Here is a 23,698-nt window from a genome sequence, read left to right as displayed (position 1 = left end):
CTATCAGACGGAATGTCCTTCGTCTAATCATAGCGTATACAGATAGAGTCTTTACGGTCTGTACGAATAGAGGGGAGAACATAGCGGATTTTCATAGAAACTGTAATAAAATGTAAAATCCGCAGCAATAATAGCTGCGGCTTGTTTAATAGAATGAAGAAAGCTTTGGGCTATTCACCAGCGGGTTCTGCCTCTCTCTTCTTGCAAGACCGGTGTTTGCACGCCGATTTCCGGATCTTTTTGCCCCCGATTTGACAAAGCTTCGCAATTGAGCTGTCATCCTTTTTGTTATATGATAAGAAGGTTGAGCAAGACTTAGATGCTAAATGCCAAGGCACATTGTGCTTAAGATAAGAGAGGAATACTACCCTATATGAACCCAAAACAATTGAACTATACAATGCCGGCGGAATGGACGCCGCATGAGCGCACCTTCATCTCCTGGCCGGTACAAGCTTCCATGGTCTATCCGGAGCATTACGAGCAGGTCAGCGCGGGTTACGCCGAGCTGATTAACGCGATCGCGGAATTCGAGCCTGTAACCGTTGTTGTTAATCCGGCGGACTTGGAGAAGGTCAGCGGTCTGTTTGCGGGCAATACGGCTGTGGAATGTCTGCCAGTCGAGCATAATGATGCATGGCTGCGCGACAATGGCCCAACTTTTGTAGTGGGTCCGGAAGGTGAGCTGGCGGGCGTGAACTGGAAGTTTAACGCATGGGGCGGCAAGTACTCGCCATGGGATCTGGACGATGCGGTAGCGCCGCAAATCCTGAAGCATGTCGACGTTAAGCAGTTTGATGCTCCGCTTGTTATGGAGGGCGGTTCTATTCATACGGACGGCGAAGGCACCCTGCTGACAACCGAGGAATGCCTGCTTAATGTTAACCGCAATCCGGAGCTAAGCCGCGAGCAGATTGAAGGCTATGTCAAAGAATTCGTGAACGTCGACACCATCGTATGGCTGAAGCGCGGACTTAGCGGCGACGAGACCGACGGACATGTCGACAACATCGCTTGCTTCGCCGCCCCTGGCAAGGTTATATTGCAAGTATGCGACGATCCGTCCGATGACAACTACGCGATTACGCAAGAGAATCGCCGTATCTTAAGCGAAGCGGTTGATGCGAAGGGCCGCAAGCTCGAGATTATCGAGATCGGGCAGCCACCATATGCGGAATACGAGGACACTCGTCTCACGCTTAGCTATCTGAACTTCTATTTCGTGAACGGCGGCATCATTCTGCCTGTATTTGGCGGAGCGGCGGAGGAAGCGGATCGCAAAGCGATCGAGACCCTGCAAGCGGCATTCCCGAATCACCGGATTCGTCCAATCGACGGCATGGCCGTTATCCGCGAAGGCGGCAATGTGCATTGCACAACACAGCAAATGCCGGCCCGCCGGGCGTAACTCCCAGGCAGAGGCAACAGGCATACAATACATTCATGAGCTTCGGCTTACAAGGAGGCTATGCATTACGATGAGAACAGTCAAGGTGGCAGCTACGCAAATGAGCTGCACAACGAATATAGAAGAGAACATCCGCAAGGCGGAAGCTCTGGTACGGGAAGCGGCGGCGCAAGGCGCCCAAATCATCCTGCTGCAGGAGCTGTTCGAGACCCCTTACTTCTGCCAGAAGGAAAAGGCGGACTACTACGTGTACGCAACAGAGCTCGAGGAGAACAAAGCGATTAACCATTTCCGCGGCATCGCCAAGGAGCTTAGCGTCGTACTGCCGATCAGCTTCTATGAGAAGAAGAACTGGGCACGCTACAACTCGCTGGCGGTTATTGACGCGGACGGCGAAGTGCTGGGCAAATACCGCAAAAGCCACATTCCCGACGGTCCTGGGTACGAAGAGAAGTTCTACTTCAATCCGGGAGATACGGGCTTTAAAGTGTGGAAGACCAAATATGCCAAAATCGGCGTCGGCGTATGCTGGGATCAATGGTATCCGGAAGCGGCACGCAGCATGGCCCTTATGGGTGCGGAGCTGCTGTTCTATCCAACGGCTATCGGCTCGGAGCCGCAGGACGGCAGCATCGACTCCAAGGATCATTGGCAAATGTGCATGAGAGGCCATGCGGCCTGCAACCTGATGCCGGTTATCGCATCCAACCGCATCGGCGAAGAACATGACGAAGACTCGACGATTAACTTCTACGGTTCGTCCTTCATCGCCGGCCCGCAGGGCAATATGATTGCGGAAGCCGGACGCGACGAGCACGGCGTGCTTGTTGCCGAGTTCGACCTGGATCAGCTGGAATCCCAACGCATCGAATGGGGCATCTTCCGCGACCGCCGTCCGGATCTGTACGGCGTGATTGCTTCGTACGACGGCGAGATCCGAATCAAATAATCGGTGTTAAAAGAAGGCCCCGCTGGCTAAACTAATAGCCAGCGGGGCCTTCTTTTTGTTTCTATACGACCCCATTCTCTACAATTTGGTCGATTTCGCTCTTCAGCAACAGGTATCTATGAACATTTCTCATGATAGGAACTTTGGTTAGATTGTTTTTATCCACGAATACTTTCATTTGATCCTTGGTAAGACCTAGCAGCTCGCCTGCCTCTTTAACGGTAAATACATCTACGCGGCTTGTTGCGTTAAAATCACTTTTCAATTTCTGGTTCCAGTCTTCAAAAACTTTCATATATCGTTTCCTCTCTTGTTCCTGATTGATCGGATAATTCATTATACCATGACATCGGGCAAACACCGATTATCGGAACAAGTATTTCGTTTAGTTCGAACGTATGCCCTCAAAGGCATTCGACACCAGCTGCCGCACATAGGACTCATCCAGCGTTCCGCCGGTCATTAACAAGCGATAAAATATCGGACCGTAAATCAGATCAACGCCTAGGGCTATATCAAGATTTTTAATCAATTCCCCGCGCTCAATTCCCCTCTCCATCAAGCTTCCGGCTTCCAGCCGGCGAGGCTCGATATAACGGGTTCGGATGGCCTCCGCCAATCCCGCATCAAACTGCCCTCCGCCAATGAGATCCTTGATGACTCTTCCCTCCGGGCTTGTCAGGAATCGCACTAAATTCGAAGCGTGAATAACGATATCCTCATATGCAGCGCCCGTGTCGGGAACGGGGAGTCTCGCCGCGGCAGCAAACAGGAACCCGTCCATAACCACGGCTGCCTTGTTAGGCCACCATTTATAGATTGTAGCTTTGCTTACTTTGGCCTGCTCGGCGATTTTCTCCACGGTGACGGCTTCAAAGCCGCTCTCCAATAACAAATCATAAGAAGCGGTTAGAATCGCCTTTTGCGTCTCCACATTACGCGGCCGCCCTCTCTTAGCTTCCATAGGGGATCCTCCCTCTGACCAATCTATATAAACCGATTAGATACGATACGTTCAGTATACTGAAAAATGAATCCAAATGAAAAACAAATCGCCTATTTACAAAACGATACGTTCAGTATATGATTTAGACATTATATAGTGAACGATACGTTCAGTAATTAAGCGGCTCAAAAAATGAAACGCTAGGAGTGATCTTTATGAAAGCAACAGAACAAGCAATCGATAAAAATACCCCGGCATGGCTAATCATGCTGCTCGCCGCCGCGTGCGGAATCATTGCCGCTAATCTCTACTACGCACAGCCTCTGGTAGGTTTAATCAGTTCCTCCATCGGCTTGTCCTCCGGCAGTGCCGGCTTCATTGTAACGCTGACTCAGATTGGATACGTTATTGGCCTGCTGTTTATCGTGCCTATGGGCGACCTTGTCGAGAACCGCAAGCTGGTTGTCGCCGCCTTATTTCTTACGGCCATCGCCCTAATCACCGCAGCCGTTGCAAGGCAACCCTTCCTTTTCCTGTCCGCTACGCTCGTCATTGGGCTCGGATCGGTTGCTGCACAAGTCCTTGTCCCCTTCGCCTCCTACCTGGCATCCGATTCTTCCCGCGGGCGCGTTGTCGGGAATGTCATGAGCGGACTGCTCCTCGGCATTATGCTCGCGCGGCCATTGTCGAGCCTCGCGGCTGATTTCTTTGGCTGGCATTCCATATTCGTAATATCTGCCGCGGCTATCGTGATCCTGGCGATTGTACTTGCAAGAGTGCTGCCAACAAGAAAACCAACAGCTACCACCAGCTATGCCGCCCTGCTTGTTTCGATGTGGCATCTGCTGCGAACCACCCCGATCCTGCGCCGCCGTGCTTTTTACCATGCAAGCTTATTTGCGGCATTCAGCTTATTCTGGACCACTGTTCCGCAATTGCTTGCCGGTCCCGGCTTTCAGTTCTCGCAAAAGGCCATTGCGCTTTACGCCCTTGTTGGCGTAGCAGGCGCGGTAGCCGCGCCCGTGGCTGGCCGGTTAGCCGATCGCGGCTGGACTAGACCCGCTACTGCCATATCGCTTGCGACGGCTGCCGTATCGGTGCTGCTCCCGCTTCTGTTCCAAACGACTTCGCCATTCGGAGTCTTTATATTAGTCGTTGCCGCTATTCTTCTCGACGCCGGCGTATCCGCCAATCTTGTGCTCAGCCAACGCGCGATCTTCTCATTAGGGCCGGAAATCCGGAGCAGACTCAACGGGCTCTTCATGGCTATATTCTTCTTTGGCGGTGCCATTGGATCTGCCCTGGGCGGATGGGCCTTTGCTTCCGGGGGCTGGAGTACGGCGTTAATAATAGGCATTGCGTTTCCGGTGCTTGCGCTGCTGTATTTCCTCACTGAAAAGAAATCTTGATCATGCAGGCTGCAAAAAAATCGTGCACAGCACAAGGACGCCCAGACCGATTGGCCTGAGCGTCCTTGTCGTATAACGGATATCCTTAGGCTGAAAGGGAATCCTACCTGTACGATTGGATAAGAAAGGGATGCTCCCTGTGGTTCTTGTTATCTTTATTTTATACGCATGGTTTTGCATTCAAGTTGCCCTGAATCTGCGTTGCAAGCTCCCGCTAGTCGTCAACTTCCTTTTATTTATGGCTGTAGAAGTCGTCCTTACGAACAAATTGACCATTAGCGGCTACAATCTGAAGCTATTCGAAATCAACCGGAGCATACCGCATTTTATTGCTTTGATCCTGCATAATGACTTTACCGTTACGTTCGTCCTGCTTGCATTCGCGAATATTTTTCTCGCAACGACCAAAACCAGCGTCCGCATAGGGATAACCGTCTACGCCTTCTTCTTGCAATTGCTGCTTGGCATGGAGCTGCGTTGGAATCACGTTCTGATCTATCAGAATTGGAGCTACTTGAACGAGTCACTGATGATCCTCTTGATCATGCTGTATACCTTGTTCTTGGGGAAAATCTTTCATTGGATGGCTGAAAGAGAGGGGTGGAGCCGCTAATGGATACAATCGCTTACGACCATCACTTTAATGGCAACGAGTGGTTCGCCATCGGGCTGATGTCTGTCGGCTTCGCCGTTTATTGGCTGCTGCCCCGGACCCTATCGCCCATGCAAACGATTTTCCCCATGCTGATAAGCGTCACGTTTGGGCTCGTTTTTGACCATACGATTGCAGTTCCTCCGTTTGATCTGTACGACGTTGGCGACAGGGCCAGTTACGAGACGTTTGATTTCATCTCTTATTTGATGTACGCCCCTTACGGGTACTTGTTTGTGTATGGAGCCGAACGCTTGCGAATCTCCGGAATGCCCGTAATCGGATATATTATAGCGTGGTCGGGCATCTCTCTTGTATTCGAATGGATAGGAGTGAAGGTCGGCGTGTTTCATTATAAGCACGGTTATATAATCCTGTACTCCATCCCCATCTACCTGGTCGTGCTAAGCATTCAACTCACGATGTACCGAGCGGCCTTCTCCACTGGGCGCTTGCATAAAAAAAAGAACCGCATCCTGTAGAGGGATGCGGTTCTTCCGCTTTACTCCTTCACCGCGCCCAGCATAATGCCGGATACGAAGTATTTTTGCAGGAAAGGATAGACGATCAGCATCGGCACCATGGCGATAAACACCTTGGCCGAATTCAGCGTCCGGTTCGACAGCTCCGACAGCTTTTTGTACTGCTCGGGCGTCAGATTGGTGCCTACCGGAATGTTAACGACAAGCTGCTGGATATAGGTTTGGAGCGGATAGCTGGATTGGGTGTTACTCAGGATCAATCCGTTAAAGAACTCGTTCCAGTGGTATACGCTGATGAACAACGCAACGGCAGCCAGTACGGGAATCGAGCACGGGATATATACCCGGAACAGGATCGACCATGGACCGGCGCCGTCAACGACGGCTGCTTCATTCAGCTCCTTCGGCAGATTGCGGAAGAAGTTCATGATCAGGATGACATCAAATACCGGTACGCCGCCGCCAAGCACTAACGCCCAGATCGAATCGATCAAGTGATAGTTCTGAATGGTAAGATACCACGGGATCAGGCCGCCGCTGAACAACATGCAGAAGACGAGGATCCACATGAACATATTGCGCGTTTTAAAATCTTTTTGCGGACGCGCGAGCGGGTAAGCCATTAATACCGTCATCAGCAAGGCGAAGCTCGTGCCAAGCACGGTACGCTGGATCGAAATCCAGAAGGCGTTAAAGAACATGCTGTCGTTAATAATTTCCTTATACGGCGTCAAGGAGAAGCCGATCGGATAAAGCGTAACCAAGCCTGCGTTAGCGGCGGATTTCTCGGAGATCGATACACAGAAGGTGTACCAAAGCGGGTAAACGCAGCTTAAGACCAATAACCCGAGAAGGATGATATTCCCAATATCAAACGCCCGTGAACCTAATGTTGTATTTCTGACCACAGCAGCGCCCTCCTCTTAGAATATCGTGTAATCGGCATAACGATAAGCCAGACGATATGAGATATAGATCAACACAAAGCTAATGACCGACTTGAACAATCCGGCCGCGGTCGCCAGCGAGAACTGAAGATTCTGCAAGCCCAGCCTATAAACCCAGGTATCGAGAATATCGCCCGTGGAATATACAAGCGGGTTATACAGGTTATAGACCTGGTCAAAGCCGGCATTAAGCACGTTGCCAAGGCTTAATACGCCTAACAGAACAACTGTCGTCGTCAGCGCCGGTAGGGTGACATGCCGGACTAACTGCCAGCGGTTCGCCCCGTCGATAGCGGCCGCTTCGTACAAGCTAGGATTAACGCCCGTTAATGCCGCCAGATAAATAATGGCGTTATAACCAAATTCCTTCCAAACATCCGTGCCGACAATCAGTTGCCGGAATATTCCCGCATCCGCCATAAACAGCTGAGGGTCCACTCCGAAATAACCGAAGATTGTATTTACAACGCCATAATAGCCGAAGATTCCGATAACAATGGTGGACATAATAACCCACGACAGAAAGTGCGGCAGATAAACAACCGTCTGGACCAGCTTCTTGTAACGCAGGTTGCGAAGCTCGTTCAGCAGAATAGCAAAGACAAGCGGGACGATCAGATTAAGCACGATTTTGCCTACGGCAATGATTAAGGTGTTCGTGATTACGGTCTTGCTGTCATTCAGCTGAAACATATACTTGAAGTTTTCGAGTCCAACCCACTCGGATTTAAGCAGCCCCATCCCCGGATTATAATTCTGAAATGCCATCAGAATCCCGAACATAGGCACAATACTGAACATGACAAGCCAGACCATACCCGGCAGCAGCATCAAATAATAGTGCTTCTGATGGCCTAATTTCCTCATACGGCTAACCTCCTGTCTGTTAAATATAAGCAAAGTATATTGCGAGCTTATACTCTCTTATATTTTGAGAAAGCTTGCGAAAAGCACCGAAACGCTAGGTGCCTTCCGCAAGCTTTACGTATCCTTATTTCTTCAAGAGCTCCGCAACTTCCGCCGTGATCTCATCTCCGCCTTGCGCCTTCCAATCCTTCACGAACTTGTCGAAGGAATCGAGCTGCGCCTGGCCAAGGATGATCTTCAGAACGGTCTCATCCTCCATCTTCTTCAGGTTCGCCCATTTGGTTTCCATGGTTGGCGTTTGGTTGTAAGTCACGCTGTAGACCTTCTTGTCGATTGGAATTGTCGCAAACGGACGGTCGCCGATCAAGAGGGAATAGAGACGCTGGAAGTCACCGAAGTTAGCCGTGCTGAAGTTGCTGACACCCAGTTCGTCAAACGGAGGTTTAACGACATCCCTTACTTTTTTCGCATCGGCGTACATCAGCTTATACAAGCTGTTTGGTACGTTATAGTCCTCTGGTTCTGCCTCGCCTTTCAGTACTTTCATCAGCTCGGTATACTCGTACTCCGTCTCGTTGGCCGCAGCCATTACGTTGCGGAGCGGATACCAGCCCACCGCAACGGACAGGTCAAAGGTCGCTTCATCGCGCACAAGGGCATTGTTCATGATCAGAATGGCTTTAACGACATCCGGCTTGGCATTTTTGCTAATAACGGTGTAGGTGCTGCCCGTCGTTTTCATATGCGTATTCCATTTGCCGTCATCGGAGTATACCGGATAAGCCTGCCAGTTCGCCGTCGGGTCGTTCTTGAAGGAGTCCCCGTTGCCGTAGCCGCCGTTCCACCATGGTCCGAAGAAAATACCCGTCTGGTTCGCGTTGATTGGATCCCCTGTGTTATCGCGGGTACCCACCTCAGGGTCGATAAGTCCTTTTTTGTACCAGTCAGCCAGCAAGGCCAATGTTTTCTTCGTATTCTCCGATGTTGTTCCGTACGATACCGTACCGTCGCCATTGTCGAGCCAGTAGCCCGGATAGGCATCCATCGCGCCGAAGATCGGGTCGAATCCAGCCATATTGTTGGAGGACACGAGGAACGTGGAATAAGGGAATGTATTTTTGGAAGGGCCGGCAATACCAATGGTTTTGTCTCCGCCCAGCTTGTTATCGATAAACGCTTTTGCTGTCGTCTCAAGCTCCGCCACCGTCTTTGGCACCGGCAGACTCAGCTTATCCAGCCAGTCCTTGCGGATCCACATGACGTGAACGCCGTCGGTATCCACCGTAATGTTCGGGAGCGAGACCATTTTGCCTTTGTAGCTCGCATTTTCCAATGCGCGGCCTTCAGTACTTGCCATAATGTCCTTCACTTGCTTGGACGCGTATTGATCAAAGAGATCGCCAATATCGTACAGCAGCCCCGAGCTTGCCGCTTTGGTCATGAAGGAGCGGTCGTCGACCACCATGCCGTCAGGCAGCTTGCCCGATGCGATTGTCAGGCTGACCTTCTGCTTGAAGTCGTTGCCCGTAGCAGCCGTCCAATCCACAATGACGTTAATGTTGTACTTTTCCTTCAGGTAACGCGTGTACTGGTTGTTGCTTACGCTATCGCCTTCCGGCAGCGTTTTGTCTGTAGGGTCCACCACCATGCCGATGTGAACGTCAACGGGCTTCTCAAATTTGGAGAAGGCCAGGTCGTCTCCGGACAAAGCCGGACTTGCAGAGCTGTTTGAGTCCGGGCTTGAAGACGCTTTCACATTGTTGTTCGATGAATCATTGGAAGAAGAACATGCTGTCAAGCTTGCACCAAGTAATGCAGCAGAAAGCAGTAATGCCATATTCCTTTTCATCTAACCCCTCCTAAAAGATTTGTTGAGCAAATCTTGCTTCGTAAGCATTTGCTTAAGATTTGTGAAGGAAATCTTTTTACGTAAGCGCTTACTTTGTTGCTTGCCTTCTCATTGTACATGGAAAGCGGATAAAAAAAGTCAGATGGATGTGCCCTGTTTTGTGACGGATATAAGGGCGGGGGTAGATATTTGTTCGATCAATTGTAATCAATCTTCCCCCCTACGAATTGAGCCCGGAATTCGGAGGGCAAGAGGCGGGTCTGTTCATAAAATAGCTGGGAAAAATATTTGGAGTCGTTGTAGCCTACGGCATGAGCAACCCACGAGATCGACTGATTGGTCTCGCATAGCAGCCGCTCAGCCGCTCTAATCCGTTCTTGTCTTAAGAAATCATTAAACGTCGAACCGGTCAGCTTCTTAAAGCATTGGCTGAAATAACTGCGGCTCATATGCACATGATCCGCGACATCCTCGGCATGCAGCGTATTTGAAGCCTGCTCGCGAATGAACAATACGGCCTTCAGGATGCTGGTCGTCGTATTGGTGAAGTCGGAGGATGCGGCAACCCGCGCATACACCCGTTTTCTGTAATCGCGCACCCAATCGACCGCCGAACGAATGTCGTCTGCATCCGAACGGAGCTCAGCGCGAAGCGCGAGCTCGGTTTCGAGCTGCGACAACACGCGCATGAACAGCCCTTCCAGAGAGCGGCAGGAAATCTTGGCTTCAACGGTCTGTTTGCATAAGCGCTGAAAGACGGGTTCATTATAAAGCCAGTATTGAGAACGCCACTCCTTCTCCAGCCTGCTCCACTCCTCTTCCTCCTCTGAAGCGCTATCCCGCTCAGGGGCGGGTGAAGGCGACGGCGAGGATAACACAGCGGGCGCGGCTCCAGCGCGTTGAGTCATATCGCCAGTCATCTGCTGCTGGATTCGGCTCAACACTTGCTCGTCGTCCTCCGATTCCAGTCGCACCTTGGATATATAGTCGAGCACTCCCATCCGGTAAGCGGTCTGCACATTCTCAAACTCTTCGTGAAAAGATAAGATGACCGAGCGCAAGCCCGGAAATCTTTGCCGCGTAATTTGGAGGAGCTCCATGCCCGACATGACGGGCATAGACAGATCAACGAACATGAGATCCACCTCATGCTGCTCCATAAACTCCAGTGCCTTCGCGCCATTCGCCGCTTCACCTACCACAATCATATCGTGATTGGACCAAGGCATAATGGAAATAAGACCTTTGCGCGCCAGCTTGTCGTCGTCAACAATGAGTACTCGAATCAACTCGCTCTCTCCTTTCTGGGTTGGAGATAAGGAAGATATAACGTAACCGTCGTGCCTTGATTTGGAGTGCTTTCTATGCCCATGCGGGCTTTATGGCCATAAAAGGATTCCAGCATGGATCGCACATAACGAAGCCCAATTCCCCAGCCCGTCTGCTGCTGATCCGGCGTATCGCGCTGCAGCAAGGCCAGCGTCTCCTGGCTCAGCCCTTTGCCATCGTCGCGGATCGTAATCCGCACCATCTGCGACGCTTCGTCAGGCGATACGCTGATCTCCAGCTTGCCGTTATCGTCAAGGCCGTGGCAGACGGCATTTTCCACAATGGGCTGCAGAATGAACCTCGCGACCGGGCTATCGAGATAGTCTCCCTCTTCCATGTTCAGCTTCACCTCAAAATCATGCCGCATCTGCTGCAGCTCCAGATAGGTTCTCATGACCTGAATTTCTGATCGGAAGGTCGCCTTTTCCTCCGATTTACCCAAGTTATAGTTCAGCAGAATAATTAGCGAGGAGACAAACTTCTCAATCTCCTCCTGCTTGTGCATGACCGCCAGCCAGCGCACCGAATTGAGCGTATTCATCAGAAAATGCGGGTTAATCTGGTAGGCAAGCTTCTCGATCTCCAGCTGATGCCGCCGCTTCTCCTTCTGCTCCACATCGATAATCAGCCGCTGAATTTGCCGCTTCATAATATTAAACTGATCGAATATCCGGTCAAATTCATCGATCCCCGTATGATATTGCCGGGTGCCCATGTAGCCTTTGCCAAACGTTCTCATTTCCTTCTCGATTAATTGGAAGGGCCGGTTGATGAGGCGGCGTAATAGCAAAGTAAGCATAAACATCATCAGAAGGGCAATGGCGAGAATCCAATACATATGATTTTTCCAAGTATAGAGCTCGTGATTGTAGTAGGACACGGGAAGAAGCAGCGTGATGCCGTAGCCGTAATCGCCGCGCATTCGATTCCATACATAATCGCTCGTCATTCCGGATTGTTCGCTTAGCTTAAGACTCTCTCCGGCCTTGATGGCCGTTGCATTGCTGCTGTAAGCCACGCTATCCTCCGTATCCGTCAAAACAAGCGTATAAGGCATATTCAAGCTCTCTGTAAGCGATTTCATATCTGTCGTGATATCGGACTTAACCTCTACGTAAACGACCAATTGCGTACCGTCCGAGAATTGAACCTCTCTTGTCACGGATATCACCTGATCATCGCTGAACCGGCAAAGGGATTTGTGCGGAGACTGGTATTTCAGCTCCCCCGTACTGGCGACGTTAGGCAAGGACTGCAGCTTGAAGTCTCCGCGCAGCGGCAGATTCGAATACGAGGCTTGTCCGTTTGCGGGATTATAATACATGACAAGCTGCAAAGACGGATTAGAAAAAGTAATTAAGCCGATATTATAAGAAATATCGCGGGAGAGAAGACGCTGGCTGTACGTGTCCTCCGCATAGACATACGATTCCATCAAATGGCCAACCGTGCCTTCCGGCGTCATCTGCTGGGTGACCTGAAGCAGGTTATTGTACATTTGGTTCAGCTTCGTTGTTTGCTGGTATAGATCAAATGCCATGGAAGTCTTGATTTTATCGCGCTGCATCGTGTAGATCGCGTTATAAGAGACGGAGGCCATCAGAATGGCGCATCCTGCAAACCCAATGGTCAGAAACACCATAATCCGCTTGCGAAGAGAGGAGAACACGAACCGGTTTCGAAGCATGGTCATGAACCCTATTTTCCTGCTAGCAGCCTTCATCATGCGCTTGCTGTTCAACTCCATCACCTCGCAACAAGTATGGGACAAGACAATATTCGCTACTGGTCGTGTTTATCCTGCCATACGAGAAGAGTTAACATCATCCAAAAAAAGAAGCCTCTTATCTAGGACTAGATAAAAGGCTTCTGTGAAAAAAAGGGCATTCGCCCGCTTATAGATATAAATGGTCGGGATGACACGATTTGAACATGCGACCCCCTGGTCCCAAACCAGGTGCTCTACCAAGCTGAGCTACATCCCGTGGAGCGGAAGACGGGAATCGAACCCGCGACCCTCGCCTTGGCAAGGCGATGCTCTACCGCTGAGCCACTTCCGCAAATGGTGCGGTCAAGAGGACTCGAACCTCCACGTCATTGCTGACACTAGAACCTGAATCTAGCGCGTCTGCCAATTCCGCCATGACCGCATTTTTGCAACGTATAGAAGATTATATCTCGTCACTGTCGGATATGCAACAATTATTTTCCGCGAATCCGAATAGCCGCCAACCGGCAGGAAAATGCCCCGCCGCAGCCCTATTTGTCTGCTAGCGGGGCACCCTATTGAGCGGTTACTTGTAAATGGTGAAGATCAAATCGCGGCTGCCGCCGTTCTCCGTCGTCCAGGTCGCACCGCCGTTTGTCGACAGCCGCTCCAAGCCGCCGGCATACGGATTGCCGTCGCTGTAAGCGAATCCGTACTTGTTATTTGTCGAGTTGTCGTCGAGTGTCTGCGGAGAGCGGAGAATAAGCCCGTATTTCTTCGTTGCATCAAGCCCCGTGAGCCGCGGGTATACCGCATATGGGGTCGCCGCCCCCGGAATATTATTCGGATTAAGCGAAGCGCTGAACAGCTTTTGCACCGGATTGTTGCTCGCATCCAGAAGGACAATATCCAGATACAAATTGTCTTCCGGCACTTTGTTCACGTAGCTTTCGTACAGATAGACGTCCAGTCTTGGCAGGCTCGATTGGGTAATCGAGAATGTCTGCATCCGCTGAATCCCCGCGCGGATGTCCGAATACGAGGAGTACGAGGCATTGCTGTTGTCCTGGTCAATAATGAAGCCCGTATTGCCGCTGACGTTGTACGCTTCGATCTCGTTAATGGACGGAATGAACCTTGCTTTATTAATATAGAGTCGGATTTTGGACGTGTTTACGGTCGGGAAGTCGAATACGCGGCGGTCGCCAATCGTAAAGCCCTTCTTCAAATTCACGTAGCTCGATCCGTTCCAATACTGCAGGGCGTACGTCTCGATCTGGAAGTTCTGGCTTCCGTAAGCGTACTCGTTCACAACAACGCGGTTAACGCTTGTGCTTGAACCAAAGTCGACCTCGACCCACTGGTTGTCAGCCGTGCCGCTCTCCCCGCTCCATCTCGTCGCTTGGCTGCCGTCCGTCACCTTGGACGCCTCAAAGCCGGTTTGCGCGGACCAGGTCGACGAAGCAGTCACGGCCTTGCCGGAAGCAAGATTCGCCGTGGCCGCCGGCCATGCGCTGGATTGCGGAGAGACGCGAACGATAATCGATTCGCCCGGCTTCAACGTGCGGCTGTAGCTGCCGGAGTAGGTGCCAAGCTTCGTCTTGCTGTACAGCTCGGTCAACGTATAGGTCGTGCTTGGGCTAAGCCCGAGATCGCTGAACGTTACGGTTATCGGCAGCGAGTTGTTCATGTCCCAGTTGGACAGCCCGACAACCTTGTCGCCGTTAGCCGCCGTCAGGTAGACCGCTGCCGGGGAATGCTCCAGCTTATGATAGAAGTTTGTCATCGAGATTGGCCTTGCCGCCTTGCCGGCCTTCACCAAAGCGAGCAGGTCGGTGTTAAACAACGTTTTCATTCGATCTTCGGACAGGAAAGGCACATTGTCCCCGATAAGCAGATGCCCGCCGCCCATAATAATTGCCGTGGACAGCAGCGTTCCTTCGTTCAGCGTCACTTTGTTGAAGCCGTCGATTACGCTTTCCGGGAACAGCATGTCCGCGTCGTTGTACGCGTACAACGTGCCGTTCGTCCACCAGGAAGCCGCCGTGTTGAGCGCCTGCCGCTCGATGCCGGGATATGATTCCAATCCAATTGTCGTATCCACGCCCGTCCTGCGTCCATGCGCATAACCCGACGGCAGCAGCGGCGCGATCGATTCGTTAATGTAGATGTCCTGCGGCGCCGCAAGCAGGGTATCGCGCATGATCTGCATGCCAACCCGGTAGGCCTGCATTCCGTTCTTCGTTGAATCGTAGAAGCTGCCCTCATACATGCCCAGGTCGATGAAATCGAGCTTGACGTAATCGAAGCCGGGATCAATATGCTGCGTCTGCATAATCCATTGCAAGTAAGCTTGTCCGCCAGGATGCGTCGCATCAACGATGTACGTATTAATGTAGGACTTGATCGGATTGCCGGAGGCATCCTTGAGCGCAATGTCTCCGAACGTATACGAGGTGGTCGGAACCGTATCGGTCAGCGGATCAAAGATAGCGAACGGAGCAGAGTACGTGCCTGCCTTCATCCCTTTGCTATGCACGTAATCGGCGAAGTCCTCCAGATTTTGAAGAGGCGTCTGGCCGGGCACTCCTCTGTAGCAGCAATCGAGATTCATGTAGTTGTAGCCAAGCGATTTCAGATGGGAGTAATAGTAATCCGTCATTGGAAGCATCGCATCCGCCGATCCGTACGCGTAATACGCGTACCACGTGTTGAACCCGATCGGTACGTCGCCGCTCCAATCCAGCTTCGGCTCGCCGACCGCATACGCTTGGCCGAACGTCTCCAGACCATCGCGATAGTCCGCGAAATACCCTAGAAAGAACTTATCGCTCGATACGCTCGTGCCGCTCTTGCTCCCGCCGGCGTTGTATACGGAAAATCCGGTGAGCGGACCGTTCATGCTGCTGGCTTGCGCCAGGTATTGCATGCTCTTCCACGTCTTTGTCGTGGCAGCGCCGGCAACGACGCCTTTCTTGCTCGCATTGTCGAACATGGCCGCGACCCAATAGCTTTTGCCGTTGAACGGCGACCACGTTTCGCCTGCGCCATACGGACGGTCATCGCCGTTTTGGCTGTTGCCGAAGTTGTTAACGGGCGCTACGCCGAAGTCGTAGTTATTCGTATACGGAGTTGTATAGATGCGCTTATCGCTGCCGGAGCCGATATCGAGATTGTTCGCCGCGATCGGCTCGAGGAAGTTGATCGTCTGCGATGTCCCTTTACTGACCGTCATATCCGCAATGATATGGGAACGGTTCTCGTACATGGCAATGCGCAGCGTTATCGTAGAGCCCGAAGCGAGCGCGCTGGCGATCGTCAGCAGCTTGCCGTTCGTGCCGTAACCGTCGGTGCCGATAGTGGTCCAGCTGGCGGTACGAGTCGCCGAATCGGTCGATTTGTACCGCGTCGAACTGCCGTTTAACGCATAATCGGAGTAAAAGTCATTGATGAGTGTCGTGCTGCCTTCCTTGAACGCGCCTTTGCCCGTCGATAAATCGTACGTAACGGTAATCGTTCCGTTGGAAGCGGTTACAGTATTGCCCGCCTGAGAGATCGCCACGGGCGCCGCGAATGTCGTGCGGGCGCCCACAGGCAATACTACCGACAACAGCAGCGAGAGAAGCAGGAAGACCTTCACGCTATAATTCCTCATTATTTCCCCTCCTAATGAGTGATGATGAGCAGACAAGCCTGCTCTCGTCACTCATTGTACGACAGGAGGACAACCATAATAATCCAATTATTTGTGTTATCGATGTGCGGTTTTTTGCTTATGAATATCAGCCTTTTATTGCCCCGGCGGCAATCCCTTTAATAATAAAGCGCTGCATGAACAGGAAGAAGACGATAATCGGAATTAGCCCCATAACCGCGTAGGCAAACGCGAGGTTCAGATCGCTGCTGTACTGACCGAAGAAGAAGTACTGCTGCAGCGGGATGGTCCGGTAGTCTTTGTCCTGCAAGTACAATAACGGCAGCAAGAAGTCATTCCAGATATAAAGCGCGTTAAGCACAAGCACCGTTGCCGTAACCGGCTTCAGCAGCGGCATGACGATGCGGATGAAAATTCCCGGCGTAGAACAGCCGTCAATCCGCGCCGCCTCCTCGATTTCGCGCGAAATGCCGCGCACGAAGCCGGTAAAGAACAGAACGCCGGACTGAACGCCAAACCCGCCGTAGATAAGCACGATACCCCAATAATTATTCAGCATATCAAGCGACTTGCCGAGCTGGTAGAGCGGCAGCATGGTCACCTGAAAGGGTACCATCATGCCGGAGAGAAACAGCAGGAAGAAGAAGCTGTACAGCGGCTTGTTGCCGCGCGCAATCGCGTATCCGCTCAGAGCGGAGATGATAAGAATCAGCAGAACCGAAAGAACGGTGATGATGACACTGTTCAAGAATGCAGTCGGGTACTTGGACGTATCCCATGCGTGAGTGAAGTTGCTCAGGTCCAAGGACGACGGCAGCGCGTAAAAGGAATCAAACGTCTGCTTCGCCGATTTGAGCGCCATAAGCACGGCGACGTAGAGCGGAAACAGAAACACGGCCGCAACGGCTGCAACGGCAATAAACACAAGTAATCGCGTGCTTCTCATTACATCTCCACCTCCCGCTTTCTGAATATCGTTACTTGCACGATCGTTACGATGACCAAAATGACGAAGAAGATCATCGACAGCGCCATCCCGTACCCGGCCTTAAACGAGGAGAACGCGTTTTTATAAATAAATGTCGCAATGACCTCGGTAGCAAAGCCCGGTCCGCCGTTTGTCGTGACAAGCACAAGGTCGAACACCTTCAGCGAGCCGGTCAGCACAAGCAAGGTGTTGATCGTCACCGAAGGGGCAAGCAGCGGCAGCGTAACGTTGCGGAACACGCGAAGCGGACCCGCGCCGTCAATGCGCGCGCTTTCCGACAGCTCGGCCGGAATGCCCTGCAATCCGGCAATGTAAATAATCATCGGCGCGCCAATGCCCTGCCAGACGGCGATAATGATAAGACCATACAGCGCGCGATCGGGATTGCCGAGCGGACTGGTCAGGTCTACTCCGAAATTGGCAAGCAGCCTCGGGAACCCTTGACTGTAGTTATAGCTCCAGATGAAGCCGGCCAATATAACCGAAATGACGCTTGGCAGGAAGAATATCGTGCGGAACAAATTCCGCAGCGGCAAGTAACTGTCGAGCAGAAGCGCAAACAGAAGCGCAACAAAATTGACGAGCAGCGTAAGAATGATCGCATATTTGAACGTGTTGCCAAGAACCGTCCACAGATCGGCATCTTGGAGCGCATTCACGTAATTGTCCCAGCCAATATAAGTCAACTTTCGGGAAATCCCGTCCCAGCTCGTGAACGAATAGCGTATGCCCGAAACAAAAGGCAAGATTACCGCGAAAGTGAATAACAGCACACCCGGAACGAGGAACAGGATGTACCACATCTCGCGTCGAATCGTCTTTTTCAAGCTTTCCATCAGTTTCCTCTCCTTTCCAGAAGGAACGGCATAGGCTCTGCACCTATGCCGTTCGCATCGCCATGCTTATTTTATTTGTGGTTTTTGGCAACCCAATCGTCGAGATCCTTAATGATGTCTTCCGCCGTGGCTTTGTTAAAGAATACCTTCTGAACATATTGGGAGAACTGCGTTGTCCAATCAATCGTTGTAGTAATGAACACTTGCGAGTTGTACAGCTGGCCGTTATCGAAGTAAGGCTGCAGCTCCGTGATCGCCGGAGCAATGTCCGTCGAAGCGCCTTTCACATACGTCAACGTTTTCACGTTTTCTACCCACGTGTTTGCCGCAGGTACGCTTGCCAAGTACGCGAGGAATTTGAATGCCGCTTCCTTATGCTCGGACTTGCTGTTTACCGCGATAGAAGCGTCGGGGTTGAACTCCAGCTTGTTGAGCGCGGGATCGTTGCTGAACGGATATGGGAAGTAACCCATGCCGGTTGCGAACAGCTCCGGATTTTTCTTCTCGATATCCGGCAGCGGCCATGTGCCCATGTACATCATGGCAGCCTCTTCGCGGGCGAACATGTCAACCGCGCCGTTGTAGTCAACGCCGAGCTGATCCTTGTTGCCGTATTTGAACATGTCGAGCGCGTGCGCGATTGTCGTCTTCGCGGCCGGATTGTCGGCGAATTTCGCTTCGCCCTTCTCCAGCTTGTCGAAGAAGTCCGTTTGCTTCTCAACGAGCACCGTGTTGCTCGGGAAGTCGCGGCTCAGCCACATGCCAAGCGGCCAGCCGTCTTTCCAGCCGAGCGCGAACGGCGTCTTGCCCTCATCCTTGATTTTTTGTGCCGCCGCGATAAGCGCGTCGTACGTCGTAGGAATTTCGATACCGAGATCGGCGAAAATTTTCTTGTTATAGAACACGGCGATCGGTCCGGCGTTCAGCGGCATAATGAAATTGCGGCCGTCCGTTGCCTGCTCTGCGAGCACGCCCGGATCGAAGGTCTTCATGAATTCCTGGTCGGTTAAGTCCTCGAGGTAACCTCCGTCCTTGTACAGCTTCGTCGTGCTGCCTGCGTTTAAGGTGAATACGTCCACGATATCTCCGCTTGCAAGCTTTGTCTTAAGCAGCGTAGCGTAATCATCGAATTTGACAGGCTGTACATCAACCTTAATATTCGGGTTCTCCGATTCAAATTGCTCGACGATTTTGGCGATGCCGTCCGTTGCGTCACTCTTGAAGTGCATGAACGAGATCGTGACCGGTTCGGTTTCTTCCGATGCCGGCGCGCTCGCCGATTCCGTTGCCGGACTAGCCGATTCCGCTGCCGCGTTGGTCGGGCTCGCAGCGCTGTTGTTATTGTTGCTATTTCCACCGCAGGCGCCCAGCAGCGTGGTCATCAACGCGATGCTGAGACCAAGACCGAGTTTCTTGTTCATATCCATTTCCCCTTTTCTGTTGTTCTTGGATCGAGCGTTCTCGTCCTGATGCTCAGTTTACTGATTACAGGCGGCCGCAGGAATAAAATAAATTGGAGAGGCCATGTTCAATTTTTTGCAGACGGGGAAATTGGCAGAAGAGCCTCCCGGAATTCGGAAGGGGTCTGCCCGGTAAATTTCTTGAATACCTGGCTGAAATACCGCTGGTTCTCGTAGCCGACAAGTTCGGCGATATCGCTCACTTTGCGGTCTGATTCGCCAAGCAGCTCGCAGGCCTTCTCCATCCGCTTGCGAGTGACGTATTCAATAAAGTTTTCTCCGGTTGCCGCTTTGAATTGCCGGCTCAAGTAGCTCGGGTCCATATGGTAGCGGGTAGCGATGTCGATCAGGCCAACGTCCTCAAAATAATGCGCATCCAGATACGCGGCAATTTCACGGATCGGATTCGACGCATCGGACGCCGTTCTCGCGCGTATATGCGCTTCAATAGCCGCTGACAGCTCCGCAACATACTCGTGCAGCGCGGAGATTGTCATCACGCTCTCGATCGCCCGGTGATCGGACAGCAGGGGGCTCGCAGCGGCAATAGCAGGCCACTCGCTGCCGGCGGCAGCGCCCAGCTTGCGCAGCTCCTTCTGGGCCCCTCGGAGCGTCAGCAATTCTGCCGTCTCGGCTTTGCGCGCAAATTCGCCGAGCATTCTACTCGCGGAAGCTGCCTGACCGCTGACGATCGCCTGCTGCAGCAGCTTCGCGTCAAATCCGCCAAGCACTTCGCCGTGCTCCTGCGTTTCCGGGGAAACGCCTGTCGTCTTTATCGCAAAGTCCTTTCCACGCAGCAGGTTGCCGCTCAAACGGTCGCTTGCCTCTTCAAACGCCTCCGGTAATTGGTCCAGCCGATCACGCGGCCCGCTTAGTCCAACTACGGCGTGTAAATGCAGCATGCCGCTGACTGCCTCGTGGAAAGGCAGCAGCAGCTCGCGAACAGCCGCCTCTTGTATGCCCGATTCGGGCAGCAGCAAGCACAGCCGCAGGCGGTCATCCGATTTGAACACGTATATAGGCGCGCCGCTCGTCAATTCGTTCATCATATTTTCAATGCTGTACATGAGCAGATCCGCATTGCCGTTGAACTTGGTCTCCGCCAGCTCGCGGAATCGGCGCAGCATGCAGACAGCTAGCCGATAGCGGCCAATCGGCGGCTTCGAGAGCAATTCCCCCGCCTGGGAGACGATGTCCGCCGCATTGGTGATGCGCCTGCTCGTGACGTTCTGCAAGAACGCTTCGGTGCGGAGCTTGCGCATCTCGCTCGCAAACTGCTCGCGCTGCTCGAGGCTCATATGGCTTCGGCTTGCCTGGATGGCCTTAACCATGGCGTCCTTGAGATCCGCAGGAGACAACGGCTTGAGTACGTATTCGCAGGCCTGATAGGCGACCGCCGCCTTCATATATTCGAATTGCGCATGGCCGCTGATAACAACAACCTTGATGTGGTTATAACGATGATATAACTGCTCGAGGAACTGCTGGCCGTTCATGACGGGCATATTCATGTCGGTCACGATAATGTGAGGCTTACTGACCGGGATGAGCTCCATGGCTTCCGCGCCATTACGGGCTTCCGCGATGACTTCGACGTCGAGCTGCAGCTCGGCAATCATTTTCCCGACCGACTTGCGTCCCCACGGCTCATCGTCAACGACCATTACCTTAAACATGAGGTTCTCCCCGCTTTCTGAGTGGAATACGGATCCGAATAATCGTTCCTTCACCCGGCATGCTGTCTATCTCAAGACCGTACGACTCGCCGTATGCAAGGCGCAAGCGCTCATGCACGTTTTTCAATCCGATCGATACGCCGGAGAACACTTCCATCGATTTTTTCTCCATATCGCTCTTCAGCTTCGCGAGCTTGGCGGGTACAATGCCAGGACCGTTGTCGCTGATGGACAGCACGATCGTCTCACCGTCGGTTTCGCCCCCAACCCGGATAAGCAGCTGCCCGTCATCCGGCCCGCCAAGCGCGTGAACAACGGCATTCTCAATGATTGGCTGCATAACGAAGCGAATCGTAGGCGCTTCCATCAGCGACTCCGGCACGTCGAATTCCGTGCGAAGGGACTCCTCGAACCGAAACTGCTGGATATACAAATAATTGCCGACATGCGCCAGCTCCTGCCGAATCGTGGACTCCGTATTCCCCTCATAAAAGCTGTAACGGAACAGGTCCCCGAGCGACCTGCACATCTCGGGAATTTCATAATCACCGATAAGCACCGCCTTGCCGCCAATCGTCTGAAGCGTATTATATAGAAAATGAGGATTAATCTGCATTTGCAAAGCGAGCAGCTGCGCTTCCTTATTCCGAAGCTGCATCTGGTATCGCTGCTCGATCAGCTCTTGTATTTTTTCCGTCATGAAGTTGAAGCTCCGGGTCAGCTCGGAAATATCGTCCCGGTAGACGTAAGGCTGCGAAAGCGTAACATGGAAGTTACCGTTGCGAACCTTCTTCATCGCTTGGCCAAGCCGCTTAATAGGACGGGTTATATATTGCTGGGCGAGGAGCGACAGCAGCGAAATACACAACATCGCAAACACTAATGCCCCAATTGCAATCATCTGCGTATTGTTGCGATGACGCGCCAGCTCCTCGTTTGGATAAACGATCGTCAGCGTTAAGTTGCCATTGTCCAGATACGAAGTGCTGACGAGCAAATCCTGGCGCTGCTCAAAGCGGAGTTCCTTTGGTTTCTTCATAAATCGCATGTCTGGCGCCTCGAACGTGGGTACGATACCATCGTACTTGTCGCTTGTATGATAGAAAGCCTCACCTCTGGAGTTGCGCAGCACGATGACATTCGGTGACTGGTTGTTTGCCTCAATCACTTTAGTGAGCTCTTTCATCTGAACATAAAAGACGAGAGTGCCGATTTTGCTATGATAGAACGGGTCATATATCGTAATCGCGAACACGAAAAAATCCTGTTTAAACGCCGCATCCTTATAGGAGAAAGAGAGAGATTGCTGGAACGGCAAATCGAGCATGTCCTCATAATGGGGAATGCTCTCGTTAAACGGGATTGTATCGTAGCTTGCCGCTCTCGACCAGAAGTCCTTCAGCTTATTGTCTTTGCCAAAAATCATAATTTTGATAATGTTATCCTTGTTCTTGTTGGACACTAGCGTATAGTAGTTCTTCAAGGCCTCTTTAGTCTCTTTCGCAGCAAAAAAATCTTCGTCGTTGACGTTGCGGCCATGCTCCATCAGATTCATGACATGGGCGAAGCCGTACACCTGCAGTGCCGAAGAGGACAGATCGCGGAAATATTGATTTAGATAACCGGCCACATACTGGGCGTTCTGATTGGTACTGCGGTACATCGTTCGCTCCAGCGACTTCGTGCTTGATTCATAGAATAGATACGACAGCACAAGCATCGGAACAAGCGACGTAAGCACGCTGCTCCATACAATCTTCGTCCGGATACTCCGGTTGACGAACAGCCATTTCATGAATTTCATTGCTGCTGTCCCTTCTTCAGCGCACGCTGATATGGTGATGATGCATTATAACGTCCCTGCGGAATTCTCACAATTCAATTTATCGGCAATTCCATGTTCAATTTTTTGACTGATGAAAATAACATATAGCGGCCCGATATTTAACCGCTTTCAATATATTCGGTATTATATCACGCAAATAAAAAAGAAGCCTTGCTCAGCAAGGCTCCGAATTGTTATGTATGGTGCGGTTGATGGGACTTGAACCCATACGCCCGGTGGGCACTACCCCCTCAAGATAGCGTGTCTGCCGTTCCACCACAACCGCAAAACTTGAAAAATGAGCCATGTAGGACTCGAACCTACGACACCCTGATTAAAAGTCAGGTGCTCTACCAACTGAGCTAATGGCTCAAATAAGCGAATTCCATATAAGTGGTGGAGGGTGATGGATTCGAACCACCGAACCGTTAGGAAGAGATTTACAGTCTCCCGCGTTTGGCCACTTCGCTAACCCTCCAAAAACTATGGTGCCGGCGATAGGAGTCGAACCCACGACCTACTGATTACAAGTCAGTTGCTCTACCAACTGAGCTACACCGGCATATTAAAAATTTCCCACCATCCAACATGGTGGCTCGGGACGGAATCGAACCGCCGACACGAGGATTTTCAGTCCTCTGCTCTACCAACTGAGCTACCGAGCCTGATGTTTGATAAAATGGCGGAGCTGACGGGATTCGAACCCGCGGTC

18 protein-coding genes and 8 tRNA genes are annotated in these 23,698 nt (G+C 51.9%); 5 read left to right on the top strand and 21 right to left on the bottom strand.

The genetic code is table 11. The features are described 5' to 3' along the window. Window positions 1-373: 373 nt before the first annotated feature. Both M3194_RS28420 and aguB read left to right on the top strand, forming a co-directional pair. Window positions 374-1,408 (top strand): agmatine deiminase family protein, encoded by a 1,035-nt coding sequence (locus M3194_RS28420; protein ID WP_251657516.1) that lies wholly within the window; start codon window positions 374-376, stop codon window positions 1,406-1,408. A 70-nt stretch (window positions 1,409-1,478) separates the two neighbouring features. Next, window positions 1,479-2,357: an N-carbamoylputrescine amidase gene (gene aguB / locus M3194_RS28415; protein WP_251657514.1), complete on the top strand. Its 879-nt coding sequence runs from the start codon at window positions 1,479-1,481 to the stop codon at window positions 2,355-2,357. 61 nt (window positions 2,358-2,418) lie between these two features. Here the strand turns inward: aguB and M3194_RS28410 are convergent, their stop codons facing one another. Both M3194_RS28410 and M3194_RS28405 read right to left on the bottom strand, forming a co-directional pair. Then, a complete protein-coding gene (locus tag M3194_RS28410) occupies window positions 2,419-2,652 on the bottom strand; it encodes a DNA-binding protein (protein WP_251657513.1) in 234 nt (77 codons plus the stop codon). 90 nt (window positions 2,653-2,742) lie between these two features. Further along, the gene (locus tag M3194_RS28405; protein WP_251657512.1) at window positions 2,743-3,321 is read right to left on the bottom strand and encodes a TetR/AcrR family transcriptional regulator; all 579 of its coding nucleotides are present in this window, start codon (window positions 3,319-3,321) and stop codon (window positions 2,743-2,745) included. A gap of 197 nt (window positions 3,322-3,518) precedes the next feature. On the opposite strand from M3194_RS28405, the gene M3194_RS28400 reads away from it, so the two are divergent. The 3 genes from M3194_RS28400 to M3194_RS28390 all read left to right on the top strand — a co-directional run bounded on the left by M3194_RS28400 (window position 3,519) and on the right by M3194_RS28390 (window position 5,846). Next, window positions 3,519-4,712, top strand: a complete 1,194-nt coding sequence (locus M3194_RS28400; protein WP_251657511.1) for an MFS transporter — start codon at window positions 3,519-3,521, stop codon at window positions 4,710-4,712. A gap of 139 nt (window positions 4,713-4,851) precedes the next feature. Next, window positions 4,852-5,325, top strand: a complete 474-nt coding sequence (locus M3194_RS28395; RefSeq protein ID WP_251657510.1) for a hypothetical protein — start codon at window positions 4,852-4,854, stop codon at window positions 5,323-5,325. Beyond that, entirely contained in the window at window positions 5,325-5,846 is a 522-nt protein-coding gene (locus tag M3194_RS28390; RefSeq protein WP_251657509.1) for a hypothetical protein, read from the top strand. Before M3194_RS28395 ends, M3194_RS28390 begins: the two co-directional genes overlap by 1 nt. Window positions 5,847-5,866: 20 nt before the next feature. Here the strand turns inward: M3194_RS28390 and M3194_RS28385 are convergent, their stop codons facing one another. The 19 genes from M3194_RS28385 to M3194_RS28295 all read right to left on the bottom strand — a co-directional run bounded on the left by M3194_RS28385 (window position 5,867) and on the right by M3194_RS28295 (window position 23,651). After that, complete coding sequence (locus M3194_RS28385) at window positions 5,867-6,754, bottom strand: carbohydrate ABC transporter permease (RefSeq protein ID WP_251657508.1); 888 nt, start codon at window positions 6,752-6,754, stop codon at window positions 5,867-5,869. A 15-nt stretch (window positions 6,755-6,769) separates the two neighbouring features. Continuing rightward, complete coding sequence (locus M3194_RS28380; protein WP_251657507.1) at window positions 6,770-7,660, bottom strand: ABC transporter permease; 891 nt, start codon at window positions 7,658-7,660, stop codon at window positions 6,770-6,772. 124 nt (window positions 7,661-7,784) lie between these two features. After that, entirely contained in the window at window positions 7,785-9,509 is a 1,725-nt protein-coding gene (locus M3194_RS28375) for an extracellular solute-binding protein (protein WP_251657505.1), read from the bottom strand. A 197-nt stretch (window positions 9,510-9,706) separates the two neighbouring features. Continuing rightward, the gene (locus M3194_RS28370; protein ID WP_251657502.1) at window positions 9,707-10,798 is read right to left on the bottom strand and encodes a response regulator transcription factor; all 1,092 of its coding nucleotides are present in this window, start codon (window positions 10,796-10,798) and stop codon (window positions 9,707-9,709) included. Next, on the bottom strand, window positions 10,795-12,531 hold the full coding sequence (locus M3194_RS28365; RefSeq protein WP_251657501.1) for a sensor histidine kinase: 1,737 nt from the start codon (window positions 12,529-12,531) through the stop codon (window positions 10,795-10,797). The genes M3194_RS28370 and M3194_RS28365 overlap by 4 nt, the downstream gene beginning before the upstream one ends. Window positions 12,532-12,746: 215 nt before the next feature. Then, a tRNA-Pro gene (locus tag M3194_RS28360) sits at window positions 12,747-12,823 on the bottom strand. Further along, window positions 12,824-12,898: transfer RNA gene (locus M3194_RS28355), tRNA-Gly, on the bottom strand. Window positions 12,899-12,901: 3 nt separating this feature from the next. Beyond that, window positions 12,902-12,988 (bottom strand) — tRNA-Leu (locus M3194_RS28350). Between the two features lie 144 nt (window positions 12,989-13,132). After that, window positions 13,133-16,201 carry a discoidin domain-containing protein gene (locus tag M3194_RS28345; protein ID WP_251657499.1) on the bottom strand — a complete coding sequence of 1,023 codons (3,069 nt, stop codon included), beginning with the start codon at window positions 16,199-16,201 and terminating at the stop codon, window positions 13,133-13,135. 127 nt (window positions 16,202-16,328) lie between these two features. Further along, window positions 16,329-17,147, bottom strand: a complete 819-nt coding sequence (locus M3194_RS28340; RefSeq protein ID WP_251657498.1) for a carbohydrate ABC transporter permease — start codon at window positions 17,145-17,147, stop codon at window positions 16,329-16,331. Then, window positions 17,147-18,025 (bottom strand): carbohydrate ABC transporter permease, encoded by an 879-nt coding sequence (locus M3194_RS28335; RefSeq protein ID WP_251657496.1) that lies wholly within the window; start codon window positions 18,023-18,025, stop codon window positions 17,147-17,149. The genes M3194_RS28340 and M3194_RS28335 overlap by 1 nt, the downstream gene beginning before the upstream one ends. A 71-nt stretch (window positions 18,026-18,096) precedes the next feature. Continuing rightward, entirely contained in the window at window positions 18,097-19,446 is a 1,350-nt protein-coding gene (locus tag M3194_RS28330; protein ID WP_251657494.1) for an ABC transporter substrate-binding protein, read from the bottom strand. A gap of 107 nt (window positions 19,447-19,553) precedes the next feature. Then, a complete protein-coding gene (locus M3194_RS28325; RefSeq protein ID WP_251657491.1) occupies window positions 19,554-21,161 on the bottom strand; it encodes a response regulator transcription factor in 1,608 nt (535 codons plus the stop codon). Next, window positions 21,154-22,965: a sensor histidine kinase gene (locus M3194_RS28320; RefSeq protein WP_251657490.1), complete on the bottom strand. Its 1,812-nt coding sequence runs from the start codon at window positions 22,963-22,965 to the stop codon at window positions 21,154-21,156. The genes M3194_RS28325 and M3194_RS28320 overlap by 8 nt, the downstream gene beginning before the upstream one ends. Before the next feature lie 222 nt (window positions 22,966-23,187). Further along, window positions 23,188-23,272: transfer RNA gene (locus M3194_RS28315), tRNA-Leu, on the bottom strand. 13 nt (window positions 23,273-23,285) lie between these two features. Then, window positions 23,286-23,358, bottom strand: a tRNA-Lys gene (locus tag M3194_RS28310). A 22-nt stretch (window positions 23,359-23,380) separates the two neighbouring features. Further along, window positions 23,381-23,464: transfer RNA gene (locus tag M3194_RS28305), tRNA-Tyr, on the bottom strand. Window positions 23,465-23,472: 8 nt separating this feature from the next. Beyond that, window positions 23,473-23,548 (bottom strand) — tRNA-Thr (locus tag M3194_RS28300). Between the two features lie 27 nt (window positions 23,549-23,575). Further along, window positions 23,576-23,651 (bottom strand) — tRNA-Phe (locus tag M3194_RS28295). Between the last annotated feature and the right edge of the window lie 47 nt (window positions 23,652-23,698).

This window comes from Paenibacillus glycanilyticus (assembly GCF_023715145.1).
In the GTDB taxonomy this organism is placed as follows: Bacteria; Bacillota; Bacilli; order Paenibacillales; family Paenibacillaceae; genus Pristimantibacillus; species Pristimantibacillus glycanilyticus_A.
This window is presented reverse-complemented; position numbering and strand designations above follow the sequence as displayed.